The 26,485-nt window shown below is 60.5% G+C and carries 23 protein-coding genes and 4 pseudogenes; 15 read left to right on the top strand and 12 right to left on the bottom strand.

Annotated elements, in window-relative coordinates:
• The first annotated feature begins 646 nt into the window (after positions 1–646).
• The 3 genes from P6U24_RS12345 (at position 647) to P6U24_RS12355 (ending at position 4,834) form a co-directional block, all read left to right on the top strand.
• Complete coding sequence (locus P6U24_RS12345) at positions 647–3,745, top strand: AAA family ATPase (RefSeq protein ID WP_407159391.1); 3,099 nt, start codon at positions 647–649, stop codon at positions 3,743–3,745.
• Between the two features lie 311 nt (positions 3,746–4,056).
• Complete coding sequence (locus P6U24_RS12350) at positions 4,057–4,314, top strand: hypothetical protein (protein ID WP_407159392.1); 258 nt, start codon at positions 4,057–4,059, stop codon at positions 4,312–4,314.
• 70 nt (positions 4,315–4,384) lie between these two features.
• Entirely contained in the window at positions 4,385–4,834 is a 450-nt protein-coding gene (locus P6U24_RS12355) for a GNAT family N-acetyltransferase (protein WP_407159393.1), read from the top strand.
• A gap of 78 nt (positions 4,835–4,912) precedes the next feature.
• On the opposite strand, the gene P6U24_RS12360 is transcribed toward P6U24_RS12355, so the two are convergent.
• A complete protein-coding gene (locus P6U24_RS12360) occupies positions 4,913–6,265 on the bottom strand; it encodes a transposase (protein ID WP_407154848.1) in 1,353 nt (450 codons plus the stop codon).
• A 149-nt stretch (positions 6,266–6,414) separates the two neighbouring features.
• Between P6U24_RS12360 and P6U24_RS12365 the strand changes: the two genes are divergently transcribed.
• The 5 genes and pseudogenes from P6U24_RS12365 to P6U24_RS12385 form a co-directional block, all read left to right on the top strand.
• Complete coding sequence (locus tag P6U24_RS12365) at positions 6,415–6,924, top strand: hypothetical protein (RefSeq protein WP_407159394.1); 510 nt, start codon at positions 6,415–6,417, stop codon at positions 6,922–6,924.
• 545 nt (positions 6,925–7,469) lie between these two features.
• Positions 7,470–8,410, top strand: a protein-coding gene (locus tag P6U24_RS12370) for an IS630 family transposase (RefSeq protein ID WP_407159395.1) whose coding sequence is annotated in 2 segments (ribosomal slippage) — positions 7,470–7,805 and positions 7,808–8,410 — 939 coding nt in all. Because the reading frame shifts where the segments join, the coding sequence is not laid out codon by codon here.
• A 61-nt stretch (positions 8,411–8,471) separates the two neighbouring features.
• Positions 8,472–8,930, top strand: coding sequence for a hypothetical protein (locus P6U24_RS12375; RefSeq protein ID WP_407159396.1), 459 nt, complete (start codon positions 8,472–8,474; stop codon positions 8,928–8,930).
• A 225-nt stretch (positions 8,931–9,155) separates the two neighbouring features.
• Positions 9,156–9,344 (top strand): annotated as a pseudogene (locus P6U24_RS12380) (hypothetical protein); the annotation flags it as partial.
• 30 nt (positions 9,345–9,374) lie between these two features.
• A pseudogene (locus P6U24_RS12385) lies at positions 9,375–9,626 on the top strand (hypothetical protein); the annotation flags it as partial.
• Positions 9,627–9,664: 38 nt separating this feature from the next.
• Here P6U24_RS12385 and P6U24_RS12390 read toward each other — a convergent pair.
• The 8 genes from P6U24_RS12390 to P6U24_RS12425 form a co-directional block, all read right to left on the bottom strand.
• Positions 9,665–9,907: a hypothetical protein gene (locus tag P6U24_RS12390; RefSeq protein ID WP_407159397.1), complete on the bottom strand. Its 243-nt coding sequence runs from the start codon at positions 9,905–9,907 to the stop codon at positions 9,665–9,667.
• Between the two features lie 99 nt (positions 9,908–10,006).
• Complete coding sequence (locus P6U24_RS12395; RefSeq protein WP_407159398.1) at positions 10,007–10,312, bottom strand: hypothetical protein; 306 nt, start codon at positions 10,310–10,312, stop codon at positions 10,007–10,009.
• A 58-nt stretch (positions 10,313–10,370) separates the two neighbouring features.
• The gene (locus P6U24_RS12400; RefSeq protein WP_407159399.1) at positions 10,371–10,523 is read right to left on the bottom strand and encodes a hypothetical protein; all 153 of its coding nucleotides are present in this window, start codon (positions 10,521–10,523) and stop codon (positions 10,371–10,373) included.
• 261 nt (positions 10,524–10,784) lie between these two features.
• Positions 10,785–11,495: an ABC transporter ATP-binding protein gene (locus P6U24_RS12405; protein WP_407159400.1), complete on the bottom strand. Its 711-nt coding sequence runs from the start codon at positions 11,493–11,495 to the stop codon at positions 10,785–10,787.
• Positions 11,492–12,244 (bottom strand): ABC transporter ATP-binding protein, encoded by a 753-nt coding sequence (locus tag P6U24_RS12410; RefSeq protein WP_407159401.1) that lies wholly within the window; start codon positions 12,242–12,244, stop codon positions 11,492–11,494. The genes P6U24_RS12405 and P6U24_RS12410 overlap by 4 nt, the downstream gene beginning before the upstream one ends.
• Positions 12,241–13,200, bottom strand: a complete 960-nt coding sequence (locus tag P6U24_RS12415) for a branched-chain amino acid ABC transporter permease (protein ID WP_407159402.1) — start codon at positions 13,198–13,200, stop codon at positions 12,241–12,243. Before P6U24_RS12415 ends, P6U24_RS12410 begins: the two co-directional genes overlap by 4 nt.
• The gene (locus P6U24_RS12420; RefSeq protein ID WP_407159403.1) at positions 13,197–14,096 is read right to left on the bottom strand and encodes a branched-chain amino acid ABC transporter permease; all 900 of its coding nucleotides are present in this window, start codon (positions 14,094–14,096) and stop codon (positions 13,197–13,199) included. The genes P6U24_RS12415 and P6U24_RS12420 overlap by 4 nt, the downstream gene beginning before the upstream one ends.
• A gap of 5 nt (positions 14,097–14,101) precedes the next feature.
• On the bottom strand, positions 14,102–15,340 hold the full coding sequence (locus tag P6U24_RS12425) for an ABC transporter substrate-binding protein (RefSeq protein WP_407159404.1): 1,239 nt from the start codon (positions 15,338–15,340) through the stop codon (positions 14,102–14,104).
• Positions 15,341–15,819: 479 nt separating this feature from the next.
• Here P6U24_RS12425 and P6U24_RS12430 point away from each other — a divergent pair, with 479 nt between their 5' ends.
• The 7 genes from P6U24_RS12430 to P6U24_RS12460 all read left to right on the top strand — a co-directional run bounded on the left by P6U24_RS12430 (position 15,820) and on the right by P6U24_RS12460 (position 23,311).
• Positions 15,820–16,710, top strand: a complete 891-nt coding sequence (locus tag P6U24_RS12430) for an N-acyl homoserine lactonase family protein (RefSeq protein ID WP_407159405.1) — start codon at positions 15,820–15,822, stop codon at positions 16,708–16,710.
• A 108-nt stretch (positions 16,711–16,818) separates the two neighbouring features.
• Complete coding sequence (locus P6U24_RS12435; protein ID WP_407159406.1) at positions 16,819–17,766, top strand: ABC transporter ATP-binding protein; 948 nt, start codon at positions 16,819–16,821, stop codon at positions 17,764–17,766.
• A gap of 32 nt (positions 17,767–17,798) precedes the next feature.
• Positions 17,799–18,464 (top strand): ABC transporter permease, encoded by a 666-nt coding sequence (locus P6U24_RS12440; protein ID WP_407159407.1) that lies wholly within the window; start codon positions 17,799–17,801, stop codon positions 18,462–18,464.
• A gap of 10 nt (positions 18,465–18,474) precedes the next feature.
• Positions 18,475–20,088 carry a Gldg family protein gene (locus tag P6U24_RS12445; protein ID WP_407159408.1) on the top strand — a complete coding sequence of 538 codons (1,614 nt, stop codon included), beginning with the start codon at positions 18,475–18,477 and terminating at the stop codon, positions 20,086–20,088.
• Positions 20,085–21,140 (top strand): DUF4340 domain-containing protein, encoded by a 1,056-nt coding sequence (locus tag P6U24_RS12450; RefSeq protein ID WP_407159409.1) that lies wholly within the window; start codon positions 20,085–20,087, stop codon positions 21,138–21,140. Before P6U24_RS12445 ends, P6U24_RS12450 begins: the two co-directional genes overlap by 4 nt.
• Positions 21,137–22,228, top strand: a complete 1,092-nt coding sequence (locus P6U24_RS12455) for a HupE/UreJ family protein (RefSeq protein ID WP_407159410.1) — start codon at positions 21,137–21,139, stop codon at positions 22,226–22,228. The genes P6U24_RS12450 and P6U24_RS12455 overlap by 4 nt, the downstream gene beginning before the upstream one ends.
• 948 nt (positions 22,229–23,176) lie before the next feature.
• The gene (locus P6U24_RS12460) at positions 23,177–23,311 is read left to right on the top strand and encodes a hypothetical protein (protein WP_407159411.1); all 135 of its coding nucleotides are present in this window, start codon (positions 23,177–23,179) and stop codon (positions 23,309–23,311) included.
• A 260-nt stretch (positions 23,312–23,571) separates the two neighbouring features.
• On the opposite strand, the pseudogene P6U24_RS12465 reads toward P6U24_RS12460, so the two are convergent.
• The 3 genes and pseudogenes from P6U24_RS12465 to P6U24_RS12475 all read right to left on the bottom strand — a co-directional run bounded on the left by P6U24_RS12465 (position 23,572) and on the right by P6U24_RS12475 (position 26,283).
• A pseudogene (locus P6U24_RS12465) lies at positions 23,572–24,925 on the bottom strand (transposase).
• A gap of 135 nt (positions 24,926–25,060) precedes the next feature.
• The gene (locus tag P6U24_RS12470; protein WP_407159412.1) at positions 25,061–25,288 is read right to left on the bottom strand and encodes a hypothetical protein; all 228 of its coding nucleotides are present in this window, start codon (positions 25,286–25,288) and stop codon (positions 25,061–25,063) included.
• Between the two features lie 381 nt (positions 25,289–25,669).
• A pseudogene (locus P6U24_RS12475) lies at positions 25,670–26,283 on the bottom strand (ubiquinol-cytochrome c reductase iron-sulfur subunit).
• Positions 26,284–26,485: the final 202 nt, after the last annotated feature.

Consider the following 26,485-nt stretch of genomic DNA (forward strand, 5'->3'; position numbering starts at 1 on the left):
TAGTCCCCGGACAACAGTCCGGGCACCTCAGGCGCTGCCCTGGTATCGCTCAGATGGGCGGAGGTCATTATTATAGCCGCAAGGATGTGCAGAATGACAAAGCAGATGGCGATCGTTGCCAGCAGCCTATTCTCGCTCGGTGCCCAACTCTGAAATCTGCGTTCGGACGCCTTTTCACTGAGCGACATTGTCACGTCCTCCAACATCTGACTGAGAGTCAAACTGGTGCCACTTATTGTCGATCAGGTGAGGATACCGGCGAAGAGTGCGCTCCGCCTGCAGCCGTCGCGAATCGCGCAGCGCTTGAAAGAGGCGCCCAAACGAGCCTTCCTTTCGGTAAGAACTCTCGGAGGCGACAAACGAATTCGCTGAAAGCGACGCATCACTCCTCGGTGAGGCTTTGCTGTCAAATAGTGGTGCGAAGGATGTCTCGATCGACTGAAATATCTTGTGAAACATCAACGCATAGTACACGCGAGTGAGAAGCCGTGCCTTCTCTTCCATCTGCATTACGGGAACACCGTGTGTGATTGGCTGGATGCGGCTGGAAGTATCGAACCGGACGCTGCCCCACGCTTTAACGCGAGCTCAATTTGTCCTTATCGTTTCCTTGATTTTTGAAGGCTGTCCTTGATTTCGGGCCCGCGTGCCGGTTGAATATCCACCTCGCCGCTTCTGCGAAGGCATTGTTTTGCTGTACCTATTCGAAAATTTTATTCTGGACACCGACCAGCGGGAGTTGCGCCGCGACGGATGTCCGATTCCTTTGCAGCCTCAGGTTTTCGACCTCCTTGAATATCTGATCCGCCACCGAGCCCGAGTGGTGACCAAGGACGATCTGATCGGTGCAATTTGGGGCGGTCGCATCGTCTCGGAGTCAGCGCTCACCACACGCATCAATGCAGCCCGCACGGGAATAGGCGATTCCGGCGAGACGCAGCGGCTGATCAAGACCTTGCCGCGCAAAGGCGTCCGCTTTATCGGCACGGTGCGCGAAGCAGCCAGGGAGGTCGAGAGCGTGGCCGCACCTCCGAAGGCCGAGGTATCCAACCTGGTCGTCGGCCGGACAGCCCCCTTGGAGAGGATCGACCAGATGACGCGGCACGTATTGTCCGGTCAACGGCAAATGGCCTTTGTTACGGGAGAAGCCGGGATTGGCAAGACGGCCTTCATCGCCAAGGCGATCGAGCTATTGACGGAACAGGGCTTCGACCTGCTCTATGGGCGCTGCACCGAACGGTTTGGAACGGACGAGGTCTTTCTGCCACTCATCGATGCGCTGGTGAACCGCTTTCGGACGAACGGCCAGGAACTGATTTCGGCCGTTCGCGCGCACGCGCCTGCCTGGATATTGCATTTGCCAGGTGCCATCGACGCATCGGAACGCGCGGTTTTCCAGGATGAAGTATTCGGGGCGACGCGCGAGCGGATGTTGCGGGAGTTCTGCGATCTGCTGGAGGCGCTGAGCGCCGGCCGTCCCTGGGTCCTCGTTCTCGAAGATCTGCATTGGAGCGACTTCGCTACGATTGACGTGGTGTCTCGTTTTGCACGGGGGAATGGTAGGGCGCGCGTGCTGGCCCTTTGCTCCTACCGTCCAGCCGACAGCGCCGCCGACGCGCATCCGATCCGTCGCCTGCATCGTGATCTTGAGATTCATGGATGCTGCAGCGAGTTGCGCCTCGATCGATTGTCGCGCTCGGAGCTCGAGCGCTATCTCGCGCTGCGCTTCCATGACGCGGAATTGGCTTCTGCTCTGTCAAAGCCAGTATTCGAGCGAACCCTGGGGCATCCTCTGTTCGTTGCCTCGCTGCTCAAACACCACATCGACCAGAAGTCGATCATCGAAATGGACGGCAGATGGCACCTCTCTTCACAGGCGGCATTTGCTCAAGATCGTATTCCGGACAGCCTCTTGAACATGATCGGCCATGAGCTCGACCGCCTCACCGATAACGAACGACGTCTGCTTGATGTCGCCAGCGTCGCCGGCGAAGAGTTTTCTGCGGCTCTCGTTGCAGCCGGCCTGTCCGATGATGCGATCGACGTTGAAATGGATATCGAAGCGTCGATCCGGAAGGATCAAATCCTCGTTCGTTCGGGCGTTTCCGAATGGCCCGATGGAACATATTCGGGCTCCTACGCTTTTCGTCACATTCTCTATCAGAACGTCGTTTACCAGAATCTGCCGCCGGGGCACCGGGCACAGACGCACAAGCGCTTGGGCAAGAGGCTGGAGCAGGCCTATGCCGGCCGCACCCGTGAAATAGCACCCGTCCTCGCACTCCACTTTGAGCGGGGTCGCGATTTTCCGAGCGCGTTGCGCTACCTCCAGGAAGCGGCAGAGAACTCGACGAAACGCCTCGGCCATGCGGAAGCCGCAAGCTATCTCACTCGTGCGCTCAGCATACTTGATCGTTTCGATGCGGCCGACAAATTATCAACCCGCATCGCTCTTCTGCGGCAGCGAAGCTGGGCTCTTCGCTCGTGCGGTGACCTCGTCGGCTCGATCCGCGATCTGCGAGAAATGATTGCCTGCGCAGAACAGGCCGGCGAAATCAAGCAACAGCTCAACGCCCTTACGGCGGTGAGCAGTCTCTGCCTGCGCGTGGATCGCCACGCCTGTCTTGAGGCCGCTGAAGATGTTCTGTCGCGAAGCCAGGCGCTTGCGGACGACACATTCAAGGCCCTGGTCCAGGGCAGTAGCGCGAGCGTCAACCTATTCCTCAACGGATGGCGCAAACAGGACGCCATGCTCTGCGACAGGGCGATCGAACTGAGTGCCAGTGCCACGAACTATGGCATCTTGATCAGGCGCTATGGAATATCCGGTATCGTTGATTGCTGGAGGTCGCGGTACCACGAGTGCCGCCGCGCCGGCATGGAGGGAAAGCGGCTGGCGCGTCTGGCTGGCGACGTTTACACTTTTGTTCTGTTCAACGTTCTTGAGTCAATCGCGCTCATTCATCTGGGCAAATGGCGGGAATTGCGACGTGAAATCACGGCCGGCCTCGAACTGGCCGTCAGGAACGCCAACGGCCCCAGCAGCGCATTGTGTCGACTGACGCTTGCCTGGTTGCACGTCGAAGCAATGGATTTTGATGGAGCCCGTGAGCTCTGCGAAAGCGTCGACGATAGTCTGCTGGTCGGCGATCAGTCGACGTATTTCCACAAGCGGGCCGTCCTTGCGAAGGCCTGCGTCGGCCTGAACGACCCGTCGGGAGCTCGGAGGCAATTTGACGATATTGAGCGCCGCAGGCTTGAAGAAGGCATCGACATCGAGTTTACCGCCGCGACCCAGGTGTATCATTGCCTCGGCGAATATTACTTGCAGGTTGACGACTTTACGCAGGCTCAGAGCTGTGCACGCCAACTCCACGACTATGTGGCATCCGCGCCAGATCTCAATCACCTGGCCCAGGCTCACGGACTGCTCGCGCGCACCGCGCTTGCTTTGGGCGATTCAGCGGCGGCGCAGTTGCACGTATCCCGTGCGCTGGAGATCGTCGACAATGCCGACTTCCCGATCGCTTCTTGGCGGGCGTACCGCACCGCCGCCGAGATCTTCGCGAAGTACGGAGACCTTGACAGGGCCGCGACGTACCGCTTGCGATTTGTCGAGACCATCCAAAGGCTCGCGCAAAATTTCGAACCCGACGATCGCCTGTACAAGAGCTTGCTCGCCGGGCTGGCAACGCGAACAGCGCAACTGGAAGCGGTGACCTCCCTGCCGTCGCGGGCTGGTTAGCTTTTGGTCGCTAACCGGAGGAAACGGGAATCGACTGCAGGCGGAGCCAACTGGCGCTAAGTAAACGCCCTAGTGTCGCCCATGAAGAACGCAGAAGCCGCTGATCCGAAGGCGATTTCTCACGTAATTGCGGTTTTGGGATTTGCGGGCTTTGGAAAGGCTGTGGGTCGGAAGCCTGCAATTTGTCGATTGAGATTCCGTCGTATCGTCAGCTCTGATTCAGTGGCCGCGTCGGAGGGGCCGATGCGACCGAAGAAGCCGAAGGCGACAGAGAAAGGCGGGACGGCGCCGTTCTATGGGCGGTTCCCGTCGTGACCGCTGAGTTGCTTGCTCGGCATCAGGCCATCCAAACTGCACTTCCCGATCTTAAGGTTCATGCGCATTATCGACCGAGAGCTTGGGTGCCTCACGTAACGCTGTCGGGTGCCCTGTCTGACCCGGGCCCGGCTCTCAAGGCTCTTCTATCCAGGTGGGAGCCAATCACAGGCTTTCTCGACCGGGTGGACTTGGTGAGCTTCCGTCCAGTCGAAGTGCTGCAGAGCTCGGCGTGCGGTCGGAGCGATTCATAGACTTCACTTCGAAGGAATCGCCGGCTACATATCAGCCAACAATTCAAGCTGTTGCTGTGAAGGGAAACTGATGACCCTTTCGCTTGAACGTACCGCCGCTATCTTACCTGCGGACTTTCCCGAATTGGAGGCGGATGCAACAGCGGATGGTCATCGGCATATGACCCGGTTGGCCGCCGAGTTCGCGCTTAACCGGACCATATTTCACGCGACGTACACGTGTCGTGTGAATGGCCGATTGGCTGGGGTTGGAGCAATTACGGACGAGCCTGCGATGACCGTGCAAACCATGTGGCGGATGCGGCGGCTTTACGTGCATCGTCAATTCAGACGGCGCGAAGTTGCCCGCACCATAGCGAGCGCGCTGCTGCTTGAAGCGACAAGTAAGGTTTCCATCGTGACTGTGCACGCGGGAAACGATGGGGCTGCCAGGTTTTGGGAGGCGATAGGATTTAGACCGGTGGAAGATCAAGAATGGTCGCACGAAGCACAGGTACTAGCAGGTCCTGAAGTCCGGTAGTGGCCGATTCCGTTGAAAAAGTCGGCAGTAGTTTCGTCGTGAACGTCCGCTGTTCGCGGACGAATTGGCTTGGTGGGGTCACGCGGGCGTCGGTGCAGGCATCGGGATCAGCTTGGCCATCTTACGAAGGTTCTGAGCGGTGGCCGCGAGGGTGAACTCGTCACGTGCGCCGTTCGGCCCTCTTAGTCTCAACCGATCCAGCTTGAGAATGCGCTTGAGATGCGCGAACAGCATCTCGATCTTCTTGCGGAGCCGGCGTGAAGTGCGGCCTTCCCATGAGCTTGCGATCTCGCGCGCCATGTCGCGAGCGCCCTCGTAGATCGAGCGTGGAACTTTCCGGGCCGGGGTGTTGGGGCAACACCTGCTTTTCAGAGAGCATGCTTGACAATCGTGCTTGCTCGCGCGGTAGAGGATCGTCCTATGGTCGTTCACCGGCCTCCCTGTGGTGGTGAGGGTTTTGCCATCGGGGCAGCGATAGACGTCCGCAGCATAGTCGTAGGTGAAGGCCTCGCGCGAGAAAGTCCCGTCGGTGCGGGCCGACTTGTCGAAGACGGTCACGTGCGGCTCGATCCCCTGCTGGTAGACCAACCACCCGAGCATCTCAGCGGAGCCATAGGCACTGTCGCCGAGAAGCCGGCTTGGATAAAGATCGAACCTTTCGAGTGAACGCTCAATCATGCGCTTGGCGGCCAACACTTCTGCTTGGCGGATCGCCGTGGTCGCCTCGACATCGACGATGATCGCATTCTCGACGTCGACCAGATAGTTCGTCGAGTAGGCGAAGAAGGCTTGGCCGCCGTGCGCTCCCGTCCAGCGTGCCGCTGGGTCGGAGGGCGACACAAACTTGGGCGTGACCTCCGTCGCGGCGCCGAACGCGGCATCATCAAGAACAGCAAGATATTCATCGATCGCTCGGCTGGCAGCCTCCGGTGGAAGCCCCTTGTCGCCTTCGATGCCCTTCTGCCGATTGGCATCCGCCTTGATCAGGCTCGCGTCGACCGCGAATCCTTCGCCGCCGACCAGGCGCTCCCGGATGCACCGGCGCAAGACGGCCTCGAACACGCGGCGGAAGAGATCGCTCTCACGGAAGCGGCCGTGCCTGTTCTTCGAGAACGTCGAGTGATCAGGGACAGTCCCGTCCAGACCCAGACGGCAAAACCAGCGGTATGCCAGATTGAGGTGGACTTCGTCACAGAGCCGCCGTTCCGATCGGATGCCGAAGCAATAGCCGATCAGGAGCATCCTGATCATCAGCTCCGGATCGATCGAGGGCCGCCCGATGTTGCTGTAGAACGGTGCCAACTCCCGTCGCAGGTCCTCCAGGTCGACGAACCTATCGATCGACCGCAGGAGGTGGTCGGCTGGGATGTGCCTTTCTAGCGAGAACTCATAGAACAACGCAGCCTGTTCGACTTGCCGATGCCCCATCATGATCTTCAGTCCTGCCCAATTAGACAGACTGAATCATCGATATCTCTGCGTCGCAACTGCCGACTTTTTCAACGGAATCGACCCATTGCAGACATCTTGCGGCGGCTGTACTGGCCTCTCTTCGGACAATTCCCCTCAAGGTCGTGTCGATGACGATTGGCTTGGCACTGCGCCCTCAGTTCGGTTTCGTGACAAAGTGCGTACAGATAGTCCTGCTCATTGCCGTGGGCTCGACGGTGCATTTCGAGCCTGTGCAGGCTGCCGAGTTGTGGGACTTTATCCGCGTCGGAAAAGATTTGAGGGCAGCGCCCAGATGGGATGCCCGGGTGGGTAGGGCGGACGTTCAAATTCGCGGAAGCCAAATCGAGATTCTTGCTTACTACAGACCTGATGGCGAGAACACAGCGGCCGAAACTGGGGACCATCCCGACATCGCAATCAGCGGTAGGCTGTCCGCGGACGGTTCTGTATTCGCCAAATGCAAGTTCCTAAACACGGATGCCAACCCGGTCCAACTGACCGGTCGCTATATCACGCGAAGCGAAACGCAAATCTGGGGTGATCGACATAAGAAGATCACCTACAAGGAACTCGTTTTTCCTCGCCCGCCCAATGCTGATTTTTGGGGATTCATCAGCCGAGACGTCGCGGATCATTGATGTAACACCTCTTGCGACGTTCGTCGGCTTGTGGGCCCATAGCCGAAGATCGCCTCGAAGCCGCGAATGTCCGGTTTCAGGGACGGAGCGGAGGTCGCGCGATCGCTGGAGGGGCTACCGCTTGTGACCCTGGTTGTGTGAAAACACGAAAATCGGCGAAGCGTGGAGAACGTACTTCTCACGTTCCGCGTTACTGAAGCTCAATATGCGCTCCGCAATCTCAAAAGGGGCGGCAAAGAAAACGCTTTTCTCCTGCTTTTGAGCAACGTCGCGTTTTCACGCAGCCGTCGCCGACCTTTTCCCATCCATAAAAATTTAGTGTTTGGCCGGCTTAACAGTTCACATCCCCCGAACACATCACGAGTCGAGCACTCGACACTCTCGATACCATCGGCGTGCATGTTCAGGAGATACCAACCGGGATAGCCCGGAAGGGCTTTGGTGTATTAACTAAAAGCGGAATGAGATTAGGCTGAATCGATTTGGGATTCCCAAATCGGCATGTTTCTGATTCACCGTGCTGGCTGGGAAGGAGGCCAGCATGGATGGGAGCACCGTATTCTCTGGACCTTCGGAGGCGGGTTGTGGCGGCGGTCAAGGGTGGGATGTCGCGCAATCAGGCCGCCAAACAGTTCAAGGTGGCGATCAGCACAGCGATCAACTGGACCAGACTCGAGGCTGAGACCGGCAGCGTCGAACCTGGCCAGATGGGTGGCCACAAGCCCAAGGCGATCTCGGGTGAGTATGCCGTTTGGCTGCGACAACGCATCAGAGAGAGCGACTTCACCTTAAGAGGGCTGGTGGCCGAGCTTGTCGAGCGCGGGTTGAAGATCGATTACCGCTCGGTGTGGGAGTTCGTCCACGTCGAGAAGCTCAGCTTCAAAAAAAAAGCGTGGTGGCTGGCGAACGCGATGGTCCTGACGTGGCGCGGCGACGAAGCCAATGGACGAAGTATCAAGATCGCGTCGACGCCGCGCGCCTTGTCTTTATCGACGAGACCTGGACCAGGACAGATATGGCGCCCTTGAGAGGATGGAGCCCACGTGGCTGCCGACTGATCGCCAAAGTTCCTCACGGGTGCTGGAAAACCATGACCTTCCTGGCCGCATTACGCCACGACCGCATTGATGCCCCATGGTTCATCGAAGGGCCGATCAACGGCGAAAGCTTTCGCACCTACGTCGAGCACGTTCTTCTGCCGACCCTTCGTCCTGGCGACATCGTGATCCTCGACAATCTCGGTAGCCACAAAAGCAAGGCCGTCCGCCAACTGATCCGCTCGGTCGGAGCCAGGATCTTCTTCCTGCCAAAATACTCGCCCGACCTGAACCCAATCGAGCAGGTCTTCGCCAAGCTCAAGCACGTTCTCCGGAAGGCTGCAGCGCGAACCGCCGACACTGTTTGCGCCGCAATTGCCGCAGTTCTCGATGCCTTCACCTCTGAAGAATGTGCCAATTACCTCAAAAACTCGGGCTATCGAACCTAATCTCATCATGCTTTTAAGAGGCTTTGTCATCAGCGCAATTTTCCACGGCAGGGAATTTCCAATGATCGATGCACCGCCGCTCTATGCTCTTCTTGGGGCTCTTATTGTTGGCGCCATTGCGCTAGGTGGCGGCCTTTATGAAACGATTCTGATTGATCGTTCATGGCCGCGAATGCCGGAAATGATTCAGCCGCAGCGTGGCGGCATTAATCGCGGCATGTTCTGGGGTCCCGTGCATGGGCTCTTCGAGGTTACGCTCTTGGTCGCGTTATGGCTGGCTTGGACCGCATTACAGGCACGCCCATGGATCATCGCAGCGCTCGTCGTACATTTCGCAACCCGCGTCTGGTCCTTCATCTACTTCATTCCGCTCGCGATAAAATTTCAGAACGTCGATACGGCAAACCAGCCGCACAACGAGAAAAAGTATCAATGGGTGAAATTGAGCCGCTGGCGGGTTCTGTTGGGGGCAGGTGTCCTGCTTATGCTGGCGATAGCCATCGTGAAGATCGTCGGATGACACCAAGCTGTGGTTTGTCGTTGAGTGTTTTGCCCATTAGCGAAACGGCGACTCGCCACTTAGAGGTCAGCTCCCGGGATTAAGCGGACCGGAATTGCTCAGGCCGAGTGTTTCGCATTTTGACCCGAAACCGAAGCCGAAGTAGACGGGACAGCCGATCAACGAGTAGACAACTTGGTTGGCGTGAATTTGACCTGGTGGGCGGCTCAGTGATGGAGACGTGTGATGTCGCAACAAAAGGCACTGTTGCGCGAGATTGCCCGGGCAATCAATGAGAATGAGCCCTATCGGATAGACGAATGGTTCACTGAGGATTTCAAACTCGTTGAGCCAACTAAACCGGATTGGCCCCGCGGACACGAGGGTGCCAGTAAGCTGCTTGCGCTTTTCAGGACGCTCACGCCTCCTCTGAACTATGTTGCACTTGATATGGTCGAGGAGGCAGATCGGGTCGCCGTTCGCTGGCAGTTGCGTCGCCTGGAATCCGGATGGGCGATCTTTGTCGAGGCGCAACGCCATTCCGCCGGCAGCTATCCCCCGAATACGTTTCCCGATGTGGCTTCAGCACTACTCGATGCAGAGCGGCGAGCGCAATTCGAGGAAGCCGGAGGACACTATGAGTCGAGCTATTTTCTGACATTTCTCTATCTGCCGCCGGCCGAAGGGACGGCGAAAGCTGAACGGCTGCTCTACGAAGCCACCCACTGCACATAGAATGACAGACGTGCGAGCGATCACTGCGCGCCTTCGGTGTTGCGATCGGAATAGCCTTCCTCCGGCCGCACCGATTGCGCGGTTAGCTGAAACACCGTCACCGACGCGACACGGTCGGCAATGGACGGCACAAGCTGCATCGAGGTGGCCTCGGTGCCAATCACGGCAACGCGCTTGCCGTCGAGTTTGACTTCGTTGGACCATAGTGCCAAATGCAGAGTGAGACCGCGAAACGCCTCCCGGCCCTCGAAATGCGCGCGCAAGGGATCGTTGAGCCGGCCGATGGCGCTGACGAGTACCGTCGATTCAAAGCGCTGTTCGCGATCTTTTGTCTTGCGTCGAAATCCCAGGGCCGCTTGCTCTCATTCCAGCGCGACGACGTCAGCCGGGTATCGAGGCGTAGAGGCTGGCGATGCCGTACTCACCGCGACCTTCTTCAGGTAATCGAGCAGCTGCTCGCGATGGCAGAAGTAGCGGGTCCAGTCGTTACGCGGCCTGAACGAATAGGAATAGGAATGGTTCGGCGTGTCGACGCCGCAACCAGGACAGCGGTTGACCCACCAAGTGCAACCGAGTTCGGCATTCTTCTCGACAATGGTGTAGGGAATCACCAGATGGCCGAAGGCAACGCCTAGCGCAATGACACAGAGACAGACGCCGGCACCCACGATGAACACATGATGCTGGGCAAGAGCTTGGTCCGGCGAAGGCCGGCTCCAGCGCGCTTCAGCGCGGAACAAATCCCATCTGTTCGCGCATGAGCGGCACGTATTCGCTCGCGACGTTCTCGCCGAGGCACCCGCGCATCATCTTCAATATCAGCTCGTCGCCAGGATCGGCGATGGCGGGCTGCGCGTTGCCTTGAGCGAACAGTTTCACGACCTAGCGCGGATTTCATTCGCGGTCACGCCGGCGTCGGGACCGGGCATCAGGCGCACGTCGCGTTTGGGCTTGTACGGGGGCTCCAGCCAACGTTGGTCACCGGTCATGTGCACCAGCACCATCAAGAGTCAGCGAATATCAGCCTTAGCAATGGCGGAAGAGAGGTCGAGTTCTCGGCGGGACAGTTCGACGTTCATGATCCGGTGTCCTCGAACTGAACCGGGTAGAGTTTCGCAAATGCAAGCGCCGTCCTGACTGCTAAATGGCAAGATAACGCCGGCGAATATCGTCATTCCCAGCAAGACCGGCCGTATCCTCGCGGTGCACCACCTTACCTTTATCAATGACCACGGCCATCTCCGCAATTCGCAGGCAGAAATGCATGTTCTGCTCGGCAAGCAGGATGGTGGCGCCGCTTGCTCTCAGCTCGCGGAGCATTCTGCTGATAGTGGCGACCACGATGGGAGCAAGCCCTTCACTCGGCTCGTCGAGCAACAGAACCAGAGGATTGCCCATCAGGGCCCGGGCTATCACCAGCAGCTGTTGCTCGCCGCCGGATAGGCGACCCGCTTGGCGCGCGCGAAGGTTTGCGAGCAGCGGGAAGGCGTCCCAGATCCGCGGCAGCGTCCAGTCGCGCCGTCCATCGGGACCGCTCTTGGCCGCGATCAGGAGATTGTCCTCCACCGTGTGCTCGGGGAACACCTGGCGATCCTCGGGCACATAGGCGAGGCCGAGCTTGGCGCGCGCATGGGGCGGCGCGTGGGTGATGTCGCGCCCGGCGAGGACGATGCGGCCGCTCCCGGCCGGTACGATCCCAGCAAGCGTCTTCATGGTCGTGCTCTTGCCCGCCCCGTTGCGGCCAAGCAGCGCCAGGGTGCACTTTTCTTCGAGCACGAGGTCGATATCGAACAGGATTTGGCTGGCACCATAAAAGGCGCTCAATCCGTCGGCGCGCAGGAGCTCCGTCATGCCACGTGCTCCTCCCTGCCGAGATAGGCGTCGATCACCGCCTGGTTGTTACGGATCTCGTCCGGCGTGCCTTCGGCCAACACGCGGCCGTAGCACAGCACGCGAATGGTGCTCGCGATCTGGAAGACGATGTCCATGTCGTGCTCGATGAACACCAGCGTCAGCTTTCGCTGGTCCCATAAGCCCCGGACGCGCCCGATCATGCGCCAGCGCTCGTCGGGGCCCATGCCGGCCGTCGGCTCATCGAGCAGGAGTACCTTCGGTTCGAGCGCAAGCGCAATGGCGATATCGAGCAGCTTCTGGTCGCCGTGGGAAAGGATCGCGGCCTCGACATTGGCAACGTGAGTCAGGCCTACCAACTCCATCACGTTTCCAGCGCGCTCCCGCACGCCGGGCGGCGGAAAGCGGCGGGCGAGATTGCCCCACTGGCCGAGATGGGCGGTGACGGCGGCCATCAGATTCTCCGCCACCGTCATGCTCGCAAAGCAGCTCGCCACCTGAAATGCCCGCCCGATGCCAAGCTGCATGCGTTCGGTCTTGGAGCGACGGACGACGTCCTGGCCATCGAGCAATACTTCACCGGCATCGGGTGCGAAGGCACCGCTGATCAGGTGGAAGAAGGTGCTCTTGCCGGCGCCGTTCGGTCCGATGACCGCCGAAAGCGAGCCTGACGGAAAGGCCAGCGAAACATCGTCGATCGCCCGCACGCCACCGAACGTCTTGGTGAGATGTCTGACCTCGAGCTTCATCGTAAGCCTTTCGGCCAGGCAAGTCGGAGAAAATCAAGCACGCCGCGGCGCAAGCCAAGGGCGAAGATGAGGATCACGCTTCCCAGCACCAGGCCCTGATACTCGGTGACGCGCGCCACCAGGTCGTTCAGCGCAAGCAGAATCGCCGCGCCCAGAGCCGGGCCAAGAAAGCTGTTGATGCCTCCCAGCATAACGGCAAAGATCGCTTGGCCCGAATTTGGCCAGTCGGCGAATTCCGGATAGGCCCCCGACACGAACAGCGCGGCTAGTACGCCGCCGAGCCCTGCAAACCCGCCGGCGATGGTGAAGGCCCCCAGCCGAGCGCGCCACAGCACCACGCCCAGAAAGCCACTGCGGCTCTCGTTATCGCGAATCATGCGCAGTGTCTGGCCAAACGGGCTCGCAGAAATGTGGCGCAGCGCAAGCAGGCCGAACACCGCGACAACCGCGCAGAACTGGTAAAGGTGAAGCTGGGAGGCGAGCTCGAAACCGAAGATCTCGCGGCGCGGCAGGCCACCGCGCAGCCCTTGGTCGCCGCCGGTGAGGCTCTGCCAGGAGATGATGATGCTGTAGATCAGCATCTGAAACGCCAACGTGATGAAGGCGAAATAGTCGGTGCTGAGCCGGACACAGATGGCGCCGACGCAGAGCGCGGCAAGGATTGTGACCAGCACCGCGAGCAAGGCGGCGAAGGCCAGTGGGAGCTCCGTCATCTGCATCATCAATGCGAAGGCGTAGGCACCCAGCCCATAGAACATGCCGTGGCCAAACGAGACCATGCCGGTGTTGCCGACCAGCAGGTTGAGCGAGGTCGCAAACAGCGCCATCGCACTCAATCGGATGACGAAATCCTCGAACGCGGGGCTGCGATGGACGAGCGGAATGGCCAGCACGATAATCAAGGCTATTGCGGCAATCGCTGCATCGCGCTTGGCCGTACTGCGATTGTTCTTCATAGCCGGCGACCGAACAGGCCCTGCGGCCGAAGCAGCAGGATGGAGATCATCACGACGTAGATCAGCCCCTCGGTGAACTGGGGGAAGCCGATGGTGCCGAAGCCGCGGACGAGCCCCACCAAAAGCGCCGACACCAGCGCGCCGGCGATCGAACCCATGCCGCCGATCACGGTGACAATGAAGCTCTCGATCAGGATCGAGAAGCCCATTCCTGGCGACAGCGAACGCACGGGGGCTGCGAGCGCGCCCGCGAGCCCTGCGAGCCCGCCGCCGACGGCGAAGACGATCGCAAACAGCAGCGTGGTGTTGACCCCGAGCGCCGACACCATCTGGGCGTTGATCGCGGCGGCGCGCACTGTTTTGCCGAGCCGCGTCATCGAGAGCCCGAGCCCGAGAACGATCGCGATCAGCGCAGCGATGCCGATCAGCACGGCGTAAAAAGGTGGCACCACGCCGCCCGCGATGAAGAGCGGTGGCACTTGAAAGGCCGTCGGCATGCCCATGGCGTGGAACTCGGGTCCCCAGATGATCTTCACGAGATCATCGAAGATCAACACCACGGCGTAGCAGATTAGAAGTTGCATCAGGACGTTGGAGCCATAGACGCGGCTGATCAGCGCGCGCTCGAACACAACCCCGAACAGCGCCATTGAGAGCGCGCCCGACAGCACCGCAAGCGCATAGCTGTCGGTTACGCCGAGGACCGTATAGGCAACGTAGCCGCCCAGCATGTAGAAGGTGCCATGGGCGAAATTCACGATCTTCAGCACCCCGAATATCAGAGTCACGCCTGCGGCGACAAGGAACAGCAGCATGCCCACGATCAACCCGCTGGTGGTTTGCGTCACCACACAGGCTGATGTCATCAGACAGGCGCCGAGCGCGTCGAGGTCCATTGAGCTCAGATGTACTTCTGCTGCTTCTTCCACTCCGTTTCGAGCTCGATGATCTTGCTCCAGTCGGCGGCCTTCACATCGACGATGAACGGCTCCTTTGATATGGTTTGGCCCCAGCCAATGGCATAGCCGATCGTGGTGTGGTCGTCGCGCATGGTAATCGTACCGTCGACGCCGAAAGGCGTTTTGATCTTCATGCCGGTCAGCGCAGCGGCCAGGGCCTTGCCGTCCAGCGTGTTGGCCTCCTTGATGGCCTGCTCGTAGAACGTCATTGCGACCGTGTTCTGCCAGGACCAGTTGGTCGGCCGCTCGTTCCACTTCTTCAAATAGGCCTGACCCCATTCCTTGTTGGCCGGCGTATCCGGGAAGGTCTCCAGGTAGCGGGTCGCCGACTGGATGCCAGCCGGCAAATTCTTGATCGCGGCCAGCACCGGATAATCGACATTGGGCGTAGCCACGGCTATCTGCGAGAACAGCGCATATATGTTGCCCTGGTTCACGAAGGCCGAGAGGTCGCCTGCATAAAGCAACGTGAACAGCGCCTGCGGCTTCGCCTGGATCAGCTTGGTGATGACTTCGGTGAAGTCGGGCTGCCCGAGCTTGGGCCAGGCCTCCGTGATCACCTCGAGGTCCGGCTTGAATTGTTTGAAGAACTGCAGGTATTGCGCGGTGGTGTCGCGGCCGTAGGCGTAGTCAGGCGAGCAGGTCGCCCATTTGTTCAGCTTCTTGGCATTGGCGTATGCGGACAGATAAATGCTGCCCGCGATAGCATCGTGCACGCCCTGCCTTGCGACGCGGAACGCGGTGGGCGCGCGGATCTTGGGATCGGCAGTCAGCGACGAGGTCTCGCTGTTAGTGTGGATGCAGGCGACGACGCCGAGATCGCGCACGACTTCCTGGACGGCGAAGGAGGCGGACGACGCCTCGGCATCGATCAGGAGCTCGCAACCTGAGCTGTTCACCAGCTCGCGTGCGATGCGGGCGGCCTCCTGCGGCTGGCCCTTCGAATCGCGGTAAACGATTTCGATCTGTCGGCCAAGGAAACCGCCGGCAGCATTGATGCGATCCTGCTCCATCATCAGCGCGTTGCGCGACGACGTCCCGAGCAGCGCGATTGGCCCCGACAGGATGCTTTGCATTCCGATACGCAAGGTGTTCGCCTGTGCCCTGGCCACCCAGGGAGCCGTCAGCAGGCTGGCGGTACCACCGGCCAGCACAGTGCGACGCGTGAAGACTGCGCTCATGGAACCGCACCTCCCAGTGAACCTGTTACTGTCGCCTGTCTTGAAGACGGCCAGCTATTCTTATTCAGGCGGCCGACTGTAGATCGGCGACAGCTTTGTGATCAACTGACATTTGCGACTGACCCGAACCAGCGAGGGCGCCGCGGTCATCACTACTGTCATTATGTCGAGCGACGCGGCCGTGATCGAAGGCGGGTAGATCGTTGATGCCGACTATCAGGCGAGAAATACCGGTGACCGCGGCTCCAATAATATCTCGCCCTGTGAAATAGGCTCGTGCTGCGGAGGCGGCCAGAGGACCGTGATCTTGCTGCCGCGCAGCAAAGCCGCTCGCGCAATTTCATCGTGTGGGTCGGGCCAGGAGCTGCACAACCGACACCGTTTGTGGTATGAACCTAACGTCCGACAAACGCGGAGAACGACCAAGTCAGACGCAAACACAGAAATACAAAACAAAATGATCAAACCGGGAGGGCGACATGCTGATGCGCGGTGCGAGGGTCCTTGGCTTGTTGATCGTAGGACTGATTTCGACAGCCGCCGAGGCGGTGGCGGCGGACGCTCCGAAGGAGATGAAGCTCTACGTGTTCAGCTCGGGAGCGCTGAACCTGGACAAGTCGATCATCCAGAACGGTGCCAGCGGCAAGGTCCAGATCCCCGTGGGCTTCTTCCTGATCCGCCATCCGAAAGGCGACGTGCTGTTCGACTGCGGCAACAACGACAAGATCATTACCAATCCGGACTACTGGGGGCCATTCGTGAAGGCGCTCGATCCGGGCCGCTCGCCTGATATCGCCATCGACACTCAGCTGAGCAAGATCAACGTCAAGCCGTCCGACATCAAGTACGTCGTGCTCGGTCACTTCCATGTCGATCATGCCGGCAATATCGGCAAGTTTCTGGAATCGACCTTCGTTTATCAGCGCGACGAGATCAGGAACGCGTTCTGGCCGGCGCCGGGCTATGCCACCTTCTTCATCAGCGATGATTTCGCTATGCTGCGCAACGACGTCGGGGGCCCGATGCCGAGCAAGTACAAGACGATAGAGCTTGACGGCGACCTCGATCTGTTCGGCGACAACAGCGTCTACATCCATCGCACAGTGTCCCATACGCCCGGCAGCCAGATCATGGTGGTACGGCTGCCGAAGACGGGAACGGTCGTGCTCACCAGCGACGCCGTCTATCTGCAAGAAAATCTCGACAAGAACATCCTGCCGAGCATCGGCAGCGTCTATGATCCGGTCGGCATGCTCGACGCCTACGCCTGGGTCAAGCGGTTGCACGACGCCGAGGGTGGCGACATCATCTTCGCGCATGATCCTGACGTCTACAAGGCGCACAAGCACTCGCCCGAATATTACGAATGATCGAACGGGGTCTCATAAGCGGCCGGCGATCCCGGACCGTGCCTCCGGGATCGTGTTGGGGTGGTTCGGGGCGCGCATCTGTTTGCGGCATCTCAGTCTGGTAAGTTGATGTCTCCTCTCGTAGAGGCGCGGCAGGTCACGAAATGGTACGGGCCGCGCCGCGCCGTTAATGACGTGTCTTTTGCCATTGAGCCGGGCGAGGTCGTCGGCCTGCTGGGGCCGAACGGCTCGGGCAAGAGCACGATCTTCCGCATGCTGGCTGGATATCTCGTGCCGTCCTCCGGCCGCATCGAGATCGCCGGCCATGACGTCGTGGCAGACTCTCTCTCGGTGCGCCGCGTGATCAGCTATGTGCCGGAGGACGCGCCGCTCTATGATCACATGCGGGTTGGCGAGTTTCTGCACTTGATGGCCAATCTCAGAGGATTGCGCGGGCAGGCCGCAAAGGCTGCGGTGCATACCGCAGCCGAGCGGCTTGACCTCACCGGGGTCTTGAAACTGCTCACGGCGAAACTCTCCCGCGGCTTCCGCCAGCGCGTCTCGATCGCGCAGGCGCTGTTGGCAAATCCACAACTGCTGGTGCTCGACGAGCCCACCAGCGGGCTCGATCCGCATCAGGTCATCGCCGTTCGCGATCTCGTCCAATCGCTGGCGGGAAGCCATACGGTGCTGATCGCCTCGCATATCCTGCCCGAGATCGAAAAGATCGCCTCTCGCGTCATGATTCTGCTCGATGGCAGGCTTCTGAGCGCCGACGCTCTGAAAGAGAAAGCCCAAGGGACGATGTTGCGTGTTGGCAGCTTGACTGCAGAGGGGACCTTCCGAAGTCTCGTCTCCGCCATTCCCGGAGTGCGCGATGTCGTAGTCGAATCCGGCGCCGGACCAGGCCCGAGGCGTTATCTGATCATGGTCGAGCCGGGTGCCCCAGTTGCAGGGGAGGTCGCCGCGGCGCTAGCCGGCGCTGGCGTCGTGATCTCCGAACTGACCGAAATCCGTCCGGATCTTGAGAGCGTGTTCCTCGATCTGACCCGGCGATCGCCGAGGGTAGCGGCATGAGGAGCTTTGCAACTCTGTTGCGCAAGGAGGAGATGGCGCTGTTTTCGTCTCCAATCGCTTATGCTGCAATGACAGTCTTCCTGTTGATCATGGGCTACAGCTTCACGCTCACCCTGTTCATCAGTCACCAGCCCAGCATGGTGCATGTCTTTTTCCAGATGTTCGTGCTGTTCATGCTGACCGCGCCGCTGATTACCATGCGGCTGTTGGCTGAGGAGCGAAAATTGCGCACCCTGGAGGTGCTGCTGACCTCCCCAGTATCCGAGGTTGCCATCGTGTTGGCAAAGTATTTCGCCAGCATGAGCCTGATCGTCGTCATGCTCTTGCTCTCGAGCGCTTACGCGGCGGCGCTGGCCTGGTTCGGCGATCCCGATTTCGGGCCGATCTATAGCGGCTACCTTGGGCTGTTGCTGTTAGGCTCAGCCTTGATCGGCACCGGGCTCTTGGCGTCGGCGCTCACGGCCAACCAGGTCATCGCCGCGTTGATCTCGCTCAGCATCTTCCTGCTGTTGTGGATCATCGATAATTTCGGTTGGCTGCTGCCGAGCCCGGCGGACACGCTGGTGGTGAACCTCTCGCTTGCGGTGCACTTCCGCCCGTTTGCCGTGGGCTCGATCTATCTCTCTGACATTGGCTTTTTTCTGAGCGTTACCTTATTGACGCTGCTGTTGACCGTACGGGCGTTGGCGCGGCGTTAGGGGGCACAGAATGTCGCGGCTCGCCCGATTCGATCTTATCGTCGCAGCCCTGATCGCCGCCGCTGTCGTGCTCGGCGCACTCGGCTTTGCGGGGTTTGCCGCGCGGATCGCAAACAGCCTCTTGTTCGCGGCATGGGCGCTGATCCTGCTGACGCTGTTCGCGCTGGCGGTGCGCCTGCCGCTGCGCGGCCGCGGCTCGTGGTGGACCGCTTTCGCCGCGAACGCCCTGATCGTCAGCGGCGCGCTCGGGGTTGTCGTTGGTGCCAACGTGGCTCTCTATCGCCACGACGTGCACTTCGACGCAACCCGCGAAGGACTGAACACGCCGCCGGCGCAACTGACTGACGTCGTCGACGCGCTGCGGTCGCCGCTGTCGCTGGTTTATTTCTATAATACCAGCGACCCTAACGCACACCGCGTGCGGGACATGATCCAGGCCGCGGCACGCAACCATCCGCTGCTAACCTTCCGTGCCATCGATCTCGATAAGGAACCAGGGCTTGCGCGCGATATCGGCGTGCATGCCTATAACACCGCGGTGCTGCAGGCTGCCGATCGCAAAGTGCTCGTGGAAAATGTCACCGACGCGGCGGGACTCGGCTACGCCGCGCTGCGGGTGCTTCGAGAGCGCGCCGAGACGGTCTGCTTCGTGACCGGCCATGGTGAGACATTCCGGCCGACACCGGACCACTATCATTTCAGTCATGTCGAAACGCTGAGAGGGCACGATGTGCCGGGCGCGGGCGACGTACTGGTCGCCCAGCCCGAGCAACTCGACCGCCTGCAGCTGGCGCTGAACGAGATTGGCTTTGCCATGCGCCCGCTGGTGATGGCGACGGCGAATGCCATTCCGGACGATTGCGCCGTAGTCGCTGAGATCGGTCCACGAACGGCATTTGCCGCGGGCGAAGCAGATCTTCTGGCCGACTATCTAAGCCGCGGCGGACGGCTGCTGATGTTGATCGATCCGCAGTTCCCGATCGAAGCGGATCTGCAGAGCCGCTTGCTGACCCCACTCGGCCTATCAAGCGAGCCCGCGATCGTCATCGATCCGCTAAATCATTTTCGCACTGATCCGGACAAGGTGGCGGTACCTTATTATCCGTCGCATCCGATCACGGCACGACTGGCGCTCACAGTGTTTGCGCAAGTGCGGCCGATTCGTTTCAGCCGGCCACCGGCGACGGTGATGGGCAGCGTCCTTGCCGCCAGCACCCAGGACAGCTACCTGCGGCCGGCTTCCGCTGCAGGCGGCATGATGGTCCCAGCGAGCGTGGCGGCTCCTGCTGAGGTCGAGCACGGCGCGCAGGCGCTGGCGGTCGCGATCGAGGGAAGTTTTCCCGGCGCCTCTCCTGACAAGCATTTCCGGCTGGTGATATCGGGCACCAGCAAATTCGCGACCAACGAATATTTTTCCTATGTTTCCAATGGCGAATTGGCCATCGGCATCATGCGCTGGCTTGCCGAGGACGACCCGTCGCCGAACATCGCCCCGCGAACATACAATCTGCCCGAAATCGTGCTGACCAGCGCCCAGATGCGCAACACCTTCGTCGTGCTTGAGATGGTGCTGCCGCTCAGCACGGCGCTGTTCGGTCTGGCAATGTGGTGGAGGCGGCGGTGAGGGCGGGGACGCTGCCGGCTGCGCGATGGACAACGCCGCTCGCGCTCGCCGTGCTGCTTGCGCTTCTTGTCGCCTTGGTCATGTCCGGGCAATGGCCGGGCCTGCACGGCAATCCAGCGTCCGCGTCCAAGGGGCTGGTTGGCATTGCGCCAACCGAGATTGAACGTATCGCCATTCGCTCCGGCGCCGAAAGCGTCGCATTGTGGCGCGGGCCAAACGGGTGGGCCATGGAAGGGGTGGACGACGCGGCGCCGGCCGAGCTTGCCGCGCACATCGAGACAGCGTTGAAGTTCCTCAACATCAGCGAAGCGTCGCGCGAGATCTCCGCTGCCGAGCTCCGCTCTGAGAGCTTTGCGGCGTTCGGGCTTGATCCACCGGCCGAGGTTGCCGTGATCGAGACCGCTGCCGCGGTCGCAGCAACCGTGAACTTTGGCACGCCAAACCCGGCCGGCACGTCGCATTATATCAGGCTCGCTGGCGCTCCGACGGTCTACCTGATGCCGCGCCATGTCGGGGAGGAGTGGCGTCTCCTGTTCGACATGGCACGGCGGCTGCAGGACAGGGCCGGCTCCGCCGCCGCGAACCGTAGCACGGCTCTCTTATTGCCCATCTCGATGGCGCAGGTGTGGGCGATCGAGATCGTGACGGGTGGCAAGCTTACTCGCTTCGAGCGTGACCCTGCCGGAAACTGGTTCAGGCACCTCGGCCAGCACACCCATGGCCTCGGCGGCAACGCTCATATCGCCGATCCGGCTCAGGCGAGGATCATCGATGCTGTCTTCAGCGGCTTCGATCCGGCCGTGGCCGAAGCGCACGTCGCGCCGGGCGATGCAGCGCACCTCGCCCGATACGGCCTCGCTTTGCCGACCATGATCGTACTGTTCTATGCGCGCGATAGCTCGACAGTTCTAGCGCGGCTTGAATTCGGCGCGCCTGCCGACCGGCTCGATCGCTATGCCCGGCTGGCGCCCGGTGGCGCGATCGTCACCGTGGCGGAGTTCGAGCCGAAGCGTCTTACGGAGCTTCTCAAGACCGTCGGAGCAGGCTCGTGAGACTGCGGCGCGTGCTGCTGGAACTGGCGGTTGCACTTGGTGTGATGGTTGAGGCCCGGGCACATCAAGTCAATCTCTCGACTGCACGCGTCACATTGGGAGACAATCGTAGCGTCAGTATCGAGGTGGGACTAAAGGGCAGCGATGCCGACCGCCTCGCCGGGACCAGGATTTTCGATGCGCCGCGCGATCAGGTCGATCCGGCGCTGGTTCAGGCGTCGGCCGCACTCATCATCGCCTACGTCGCTGCGCATATTGCCGTGGCCACCACCGACGGCAAGGCTTGCGTGCCGGACGAGCCCGCGCTCGTGCCCGATGGCGACGGCGTGATCTTCCGCAACCGCTTTGGGTGCGGCGATGTCGACGGCGATATCGTCTACCGGTCGACGGTGTTGACCGACGTCGATGCCGCAGCGCGCCAGGTGGTGCTGATCGGGACGGGCGACAATGCTCAGCAAGGGCTGCTTGACGCCGCCAATACCACGGTCACGCTATCAGCGCCTGCGCCGTCACTGCTCTCGACGATGGAGCGCTATCTCCTCGCCGGAATCGAGCACATCTTCTTAGGTTATGACCACTTCGCTTTTCTGGTCGCCGTCGTATTGTGGGCCCGCCGGCTCGTGCCTGTGATCAAGGTCGTGACCGCTTTTACGGTTGCTCATTCCATAACTCTTTCGCTTGCGACGCTCCAGATCGTCGTCATTCCCAGCTCCGTCGTCGAGCCCGCCATCGCCGCGTCCATCATATTCGTCGCGATGGAAAACTTCTTCACCCGCGATATCGACGGCCGCTGGCGGGTTACTCTTGCATTCGGGCTCATTCACGGCTTCGGCTTTGCTGGTGCGCTTCGGGAAATCGGGCTGCCGACCAACGCTGTCGCCCCGGCGCTTGCCGCCTTCAACATCGGCGTCGAGATCGGCCAGGTTGCGATCGTCGCAATGGTCGTTCCCGTGCTGATCGCCCTTGACCAGCTTACGGCGGTCGATAGGAGCAAACCGGTAAGGGCCGCAGGTTTGGTTTACCTGCTTTCGGCGCTTATTGCTGCGCTCGGCAGCTATTGGTTCTTCACGCGCGTGCTCGATGCATAGCAACTCGATCAACGGAGCAGCAGATATGAGCCTCCCTCAGCAATCCATTCGATCCCGCGCGTGACGGCCTCCACGAAGGCGCGGGTCACGATCCTGGCGCACTCGCAATAGCTAATCGCAGCTCCCGCCGTGGCGGATTCGGCGGCAAGGACGGCCTCAGCGAATTTCGCAGCACGCCGACATCGTTGGCATCGTCTTTGGTTAGCGCCTGCACGGCGCGGGCCCGTCCGGCAACTGCCAGTCGTGGACCAAGTCGGCAGGCAGGCTTTCCGTTGCAGTCGGTTGGGCCAAGAGCGTCTTTTCGAAGGCGGTCAAGATCGTAGTTCAGGGACGGCACGATGGCGGCATCCGCCCTTCGACGAACCTCAGCCGACGCGCTTGCCACCTGGTCGAGTTGCGAGGCGACGGTGCGCGCATTGTCCGCAGCCTCGCCATTCGCGCCGGCCGCGACCCTCGAGAGCGCTTGCGCAATAGCCAGCACCATCCCACCATGCGGCCTCGCGACGATGCCGCAGGAGGCCTTCGAAGACGAGGCACTTTAGCGCTCGCTATTGCCGTGACGCAGGCGTAAGGTTACGCCCATCACCGCACCTCCAACGGCATCGATCGATGACTGAGGGGCGCGTGTGCTCCCGCCGAAAGCTTCGCAGGAGCGTTCGATAGCGCGTTTTCGCATCTCGGAATGGATCGTGCCGCCAGTGATCGTACCACTGTTTCTTTTGCTTCTCGTGTGCGCATCGGCCGTCCTTAATGGCTAGGTCAGCCCGCGTGCCGTATCTGTCAGCGGGACCGACGAATACGGTGCGGCAGCCAATCTGGGCCGCGGCGCGATGGTGCTTCGCCTCGCCAGGAACTGCTGCGCGAGAAATATGAACGTCAGGGTGTGCACGCGGCGGACGGGTGCTTCAGTTGGATGAATTCGACGAACGCAAATCAAAGGAGAGCGACATGGCGAAGGGCCAGCAGCGCGGCAATCGGGAAGCCAAGAAGCCGAAGAAGGAAAAAGCCAAAGTGATCGCCGCAGCTCCGAACCGCAAGGAAGCCGCCTGGCAGCCGGATTTTGGACCGGCAAAGAAGAAATAGCTGGGAGCGGACGCCGAACAGGCCTTGCGAGAGTTCGAGGCGAAGGCGACTGACCTTGTGCTAATCACGTGGCGGCCTCATGTCGCGTGTTGGCCTCGTTTCGGACCTCCTGGTCTGTGCCAGCATGTGCGCTTACGGATCAACCAGAGTGGGCAGTCCGAAGTCCGAAGGCCGCCTTTGGACCGATTCCGTTGAAAAAGTCGGCAGTAGTTTCGTCGCGAAAGACCGCTGTTCCACGAACGAATTTGGCTTGGTGGGGTTCACGCGGGCGTCGGTGCAGGCATCGGGATCAGCTTGGCCATCTTACGAAGGTTCTGAGCGGTGGCCGCGAGGGTGAACTCGTCGCGTGCGCCGTTCGGTCCTCTTAGGCGCAGCCGATCCAGCTTGAGAATGCGCTTGAGATGCGCGAACAGCATCTCGATCTTCTTGCGGAGCCGGCGTGAAGTGCGGCCTTCCCATGAGCTTGCGATCTCGCGCGCCATGTCGCGAGCGCCCTCGTAGATCGAGCGTGGAACTTTCCGGGCCGGGGTGTTGGGGCAACACCTGCTTTTCAGAGAGCATGCTTGACAATCGTGCTTGCTCGCGCGGTAGAGGATCGTCCTATGGTCGTTCACCGGCCTCCCTGTGGTGGTGAGGGTTTTGCCATCGGGGCAGCGATAGACGTCCGCAGCATAGTCGTAGGTGAAGGCCTCGCGCGAGAAAGTCCCGTCGGTGCGGGCCGACTTGTCGAAGACGGTCACGTGCGGCTCGATCCCCTGCTGGTAGACCAACCACCCGAGCATCTCAGCGGAGCCATAGGCACTGTCGCCGAGAAGCCGGCTTGGATAAAGATCGAACCTTTCGAGTGAACGCTCAATCATGCGCTTGGCGGCCAACACTTCTGCTTGGCGGATCGCCGTGGTCGCCTCGACATCGACGATGATCGCATTCTCGACGTCGACCAGATAGTTCGTCGAGTAGGGCGAAGAAGGCTTGGCCGCCGTGCGCTCCCGTCCAGCGTGCCGCTGGGTCGGAGGGCGACACAAACTTGGGCGTGACCTCCGTCGCGGCGCCGAACGCGGCATCATCAAGAACAGCAAGATATTCATCGATCGCTCGGCTGGCAGCCTCCGGTGGAAGCCCCTTGTCGCCTTCGATGCCCTTCTGCCGATTGGCATCCGCCTTGATCAGGCTCGCGTCGACCGCGAATCCTTCGCCGCCGACCAGGCGCTCCCGGATGCACCGGCGCAAGACGGCCTCGAACACGCGGCGGAAGAGATCGCTCTCACGGAAGCGGCCGTGCCTGTTCTTCGAGAACGTCGAGTGATCAGGGACAGTCCCGTCCAGACCCAGACGGCAAAACCAGCGGTATGCCAGATTGAGGTGGACTTCGTCACAGAGCCGCCGCTCCGATCGGATGCCGAAGCAATAGCCGATCAGGAGCATCCTGATCATCAGCTCCGGATCGATCGAGGGCCGCCCGATGTTGCTGTAGAACGGTGCCAACTCCCGTCGCAGGTCCTCCAGGTCGACGAACCTATCGATCGACCGCAGGAGGTGGTCGGCTGGGATGTGCCTTTCTAGCGAGAACTCATAGAACAACGCAGCCTGTTCGACTTGCCGATGCCCCATCATGATCTTCAGTCCTGCCCAATTAGACAGACTGAATCATCGATATCTCTGCGTCGCAACTGCCGACTTTTTCAACGGAATCGACCGGGAGCAGACACTGCTCACTTGGCACAAAAGAGGCCGTCCACTGAGGCGGCCTTACGAGAACCGGCCCATCGCCGAACGCGTCGGGCGAAGCCCCGACCCGGGTGGCACGGGGGCCGGAACCTGTTGCCAGTAATTGACCTGAATGGCAACACCCATTTGATTCGCCTTGCGAAGAAGTTCGTCGCGATAGATTCCTTCCCGCATGCCCTCGGCCTGCTTACGCAAATTGCTTGCTTCTTGCGACAGACGATACTCAAGCTTTGGCAATTGCTTCAACATGGTGGTGCTCCTATTTTCGGCGGAGCGCAACTAGCGTTCTCATCACCGATAGAAGCCACGAGCAGCGCGGTGGCCTCCTAAAAGTGGGTACTCGGCCGACACATAACAAGCCCACGCAGATATTGGATCAGGAGACTGCACAACCTAAGTTAGGATGATAGGGAGCCTCTGGGACTCTGCAGTTTTGCCTTGAAGGCCGCGATGCTGCAGTTTCCACAATGCGGGCTTGCACGATGCAGCCCGCGTCAGGCGGTGCTGTTCGCTCGATCACCGATTGCTGTCGGCTGTAGCAAGGCCTCTTGCGACTTGGCGGATCGAATTCGCACCATGCGCCGTGATGGAATGCCGTTCAGTTAAACGATCTCGGCGACCGCGCTACCGCTACCCCTGCGAGGCGCCCACTTTTCCTACGAATGCTGCAGCCACTGTGAGCGACCCATTGGCGATTGCGAGCCGAAGCGCCGCCAGACGGCGGGGCGCCGGTCCGAACACGACTTGCGCGCTTTCTCGTGGAGTGAATTCCGAGTTGTGACATGGACATTTCAAAATATTCTTTGTCGCCTTCTGCTGCCTTAACCCACTGCGAGACCGGACAGCCGGCGTGAGTGCAAATCAGCGAATAGGCGACAATGCCGTCGGCCGATCGCGATCGAGACTTCTCGTCGAGTTCGCCCGGATCAAGCCTTATGAGAACAATCTCGTTGAGCCGCGAGCCCCTGCGGATCACTGACGATTTCGGGTCCTTCGGCCAAGCGTGCACAGGCGGCCCGCCGACTGTGAGATCGCTCGGAGTGATGATTTCCGCCCGCATGTTCTCCTTCAAAGTGAACGAGAAAGTCACCCTTTTGCGGTCGCTCGTTGCTGCCAGGCTGATCTTCTTCAGCAGCAACAGATTTTGCAGCCAGACTTGCTCCTGCTGCTAGAGCTGCGAGTAGCAGCGAGCGTCGAACCGAGCTGGGCGGCGCTCTGGTGCTCGGCCGGCGTAGCAGCTGCAGAAACCGTTGCGCTGATGCCTGCGTAACCCGGGAGGAGGCATGGCTCTGCTGTTCCTGCGTGAGAGCGTCCGCTAGCAATGACGCGCATCTGATCGAAGCTCCGGCCAACCTCGAACCCCAGCGCCCTGGCCTCAGTCTGCCAATGCTTGATGAGCTCGCCGAGCTCGGGGTCCCTCGGACGGCGCGTGCGTAGGGTCGCCAG

The organism is Bradyrhizobium sp. STM 3557 (assembly GCF_045571465.1).
Classification (GTDB): domain Bacteria; phylum Pseudomonadota; class Alphaproteobacteria; order Rhizobiales; family Xanthobacteraceae; genus Bradyrhizobium.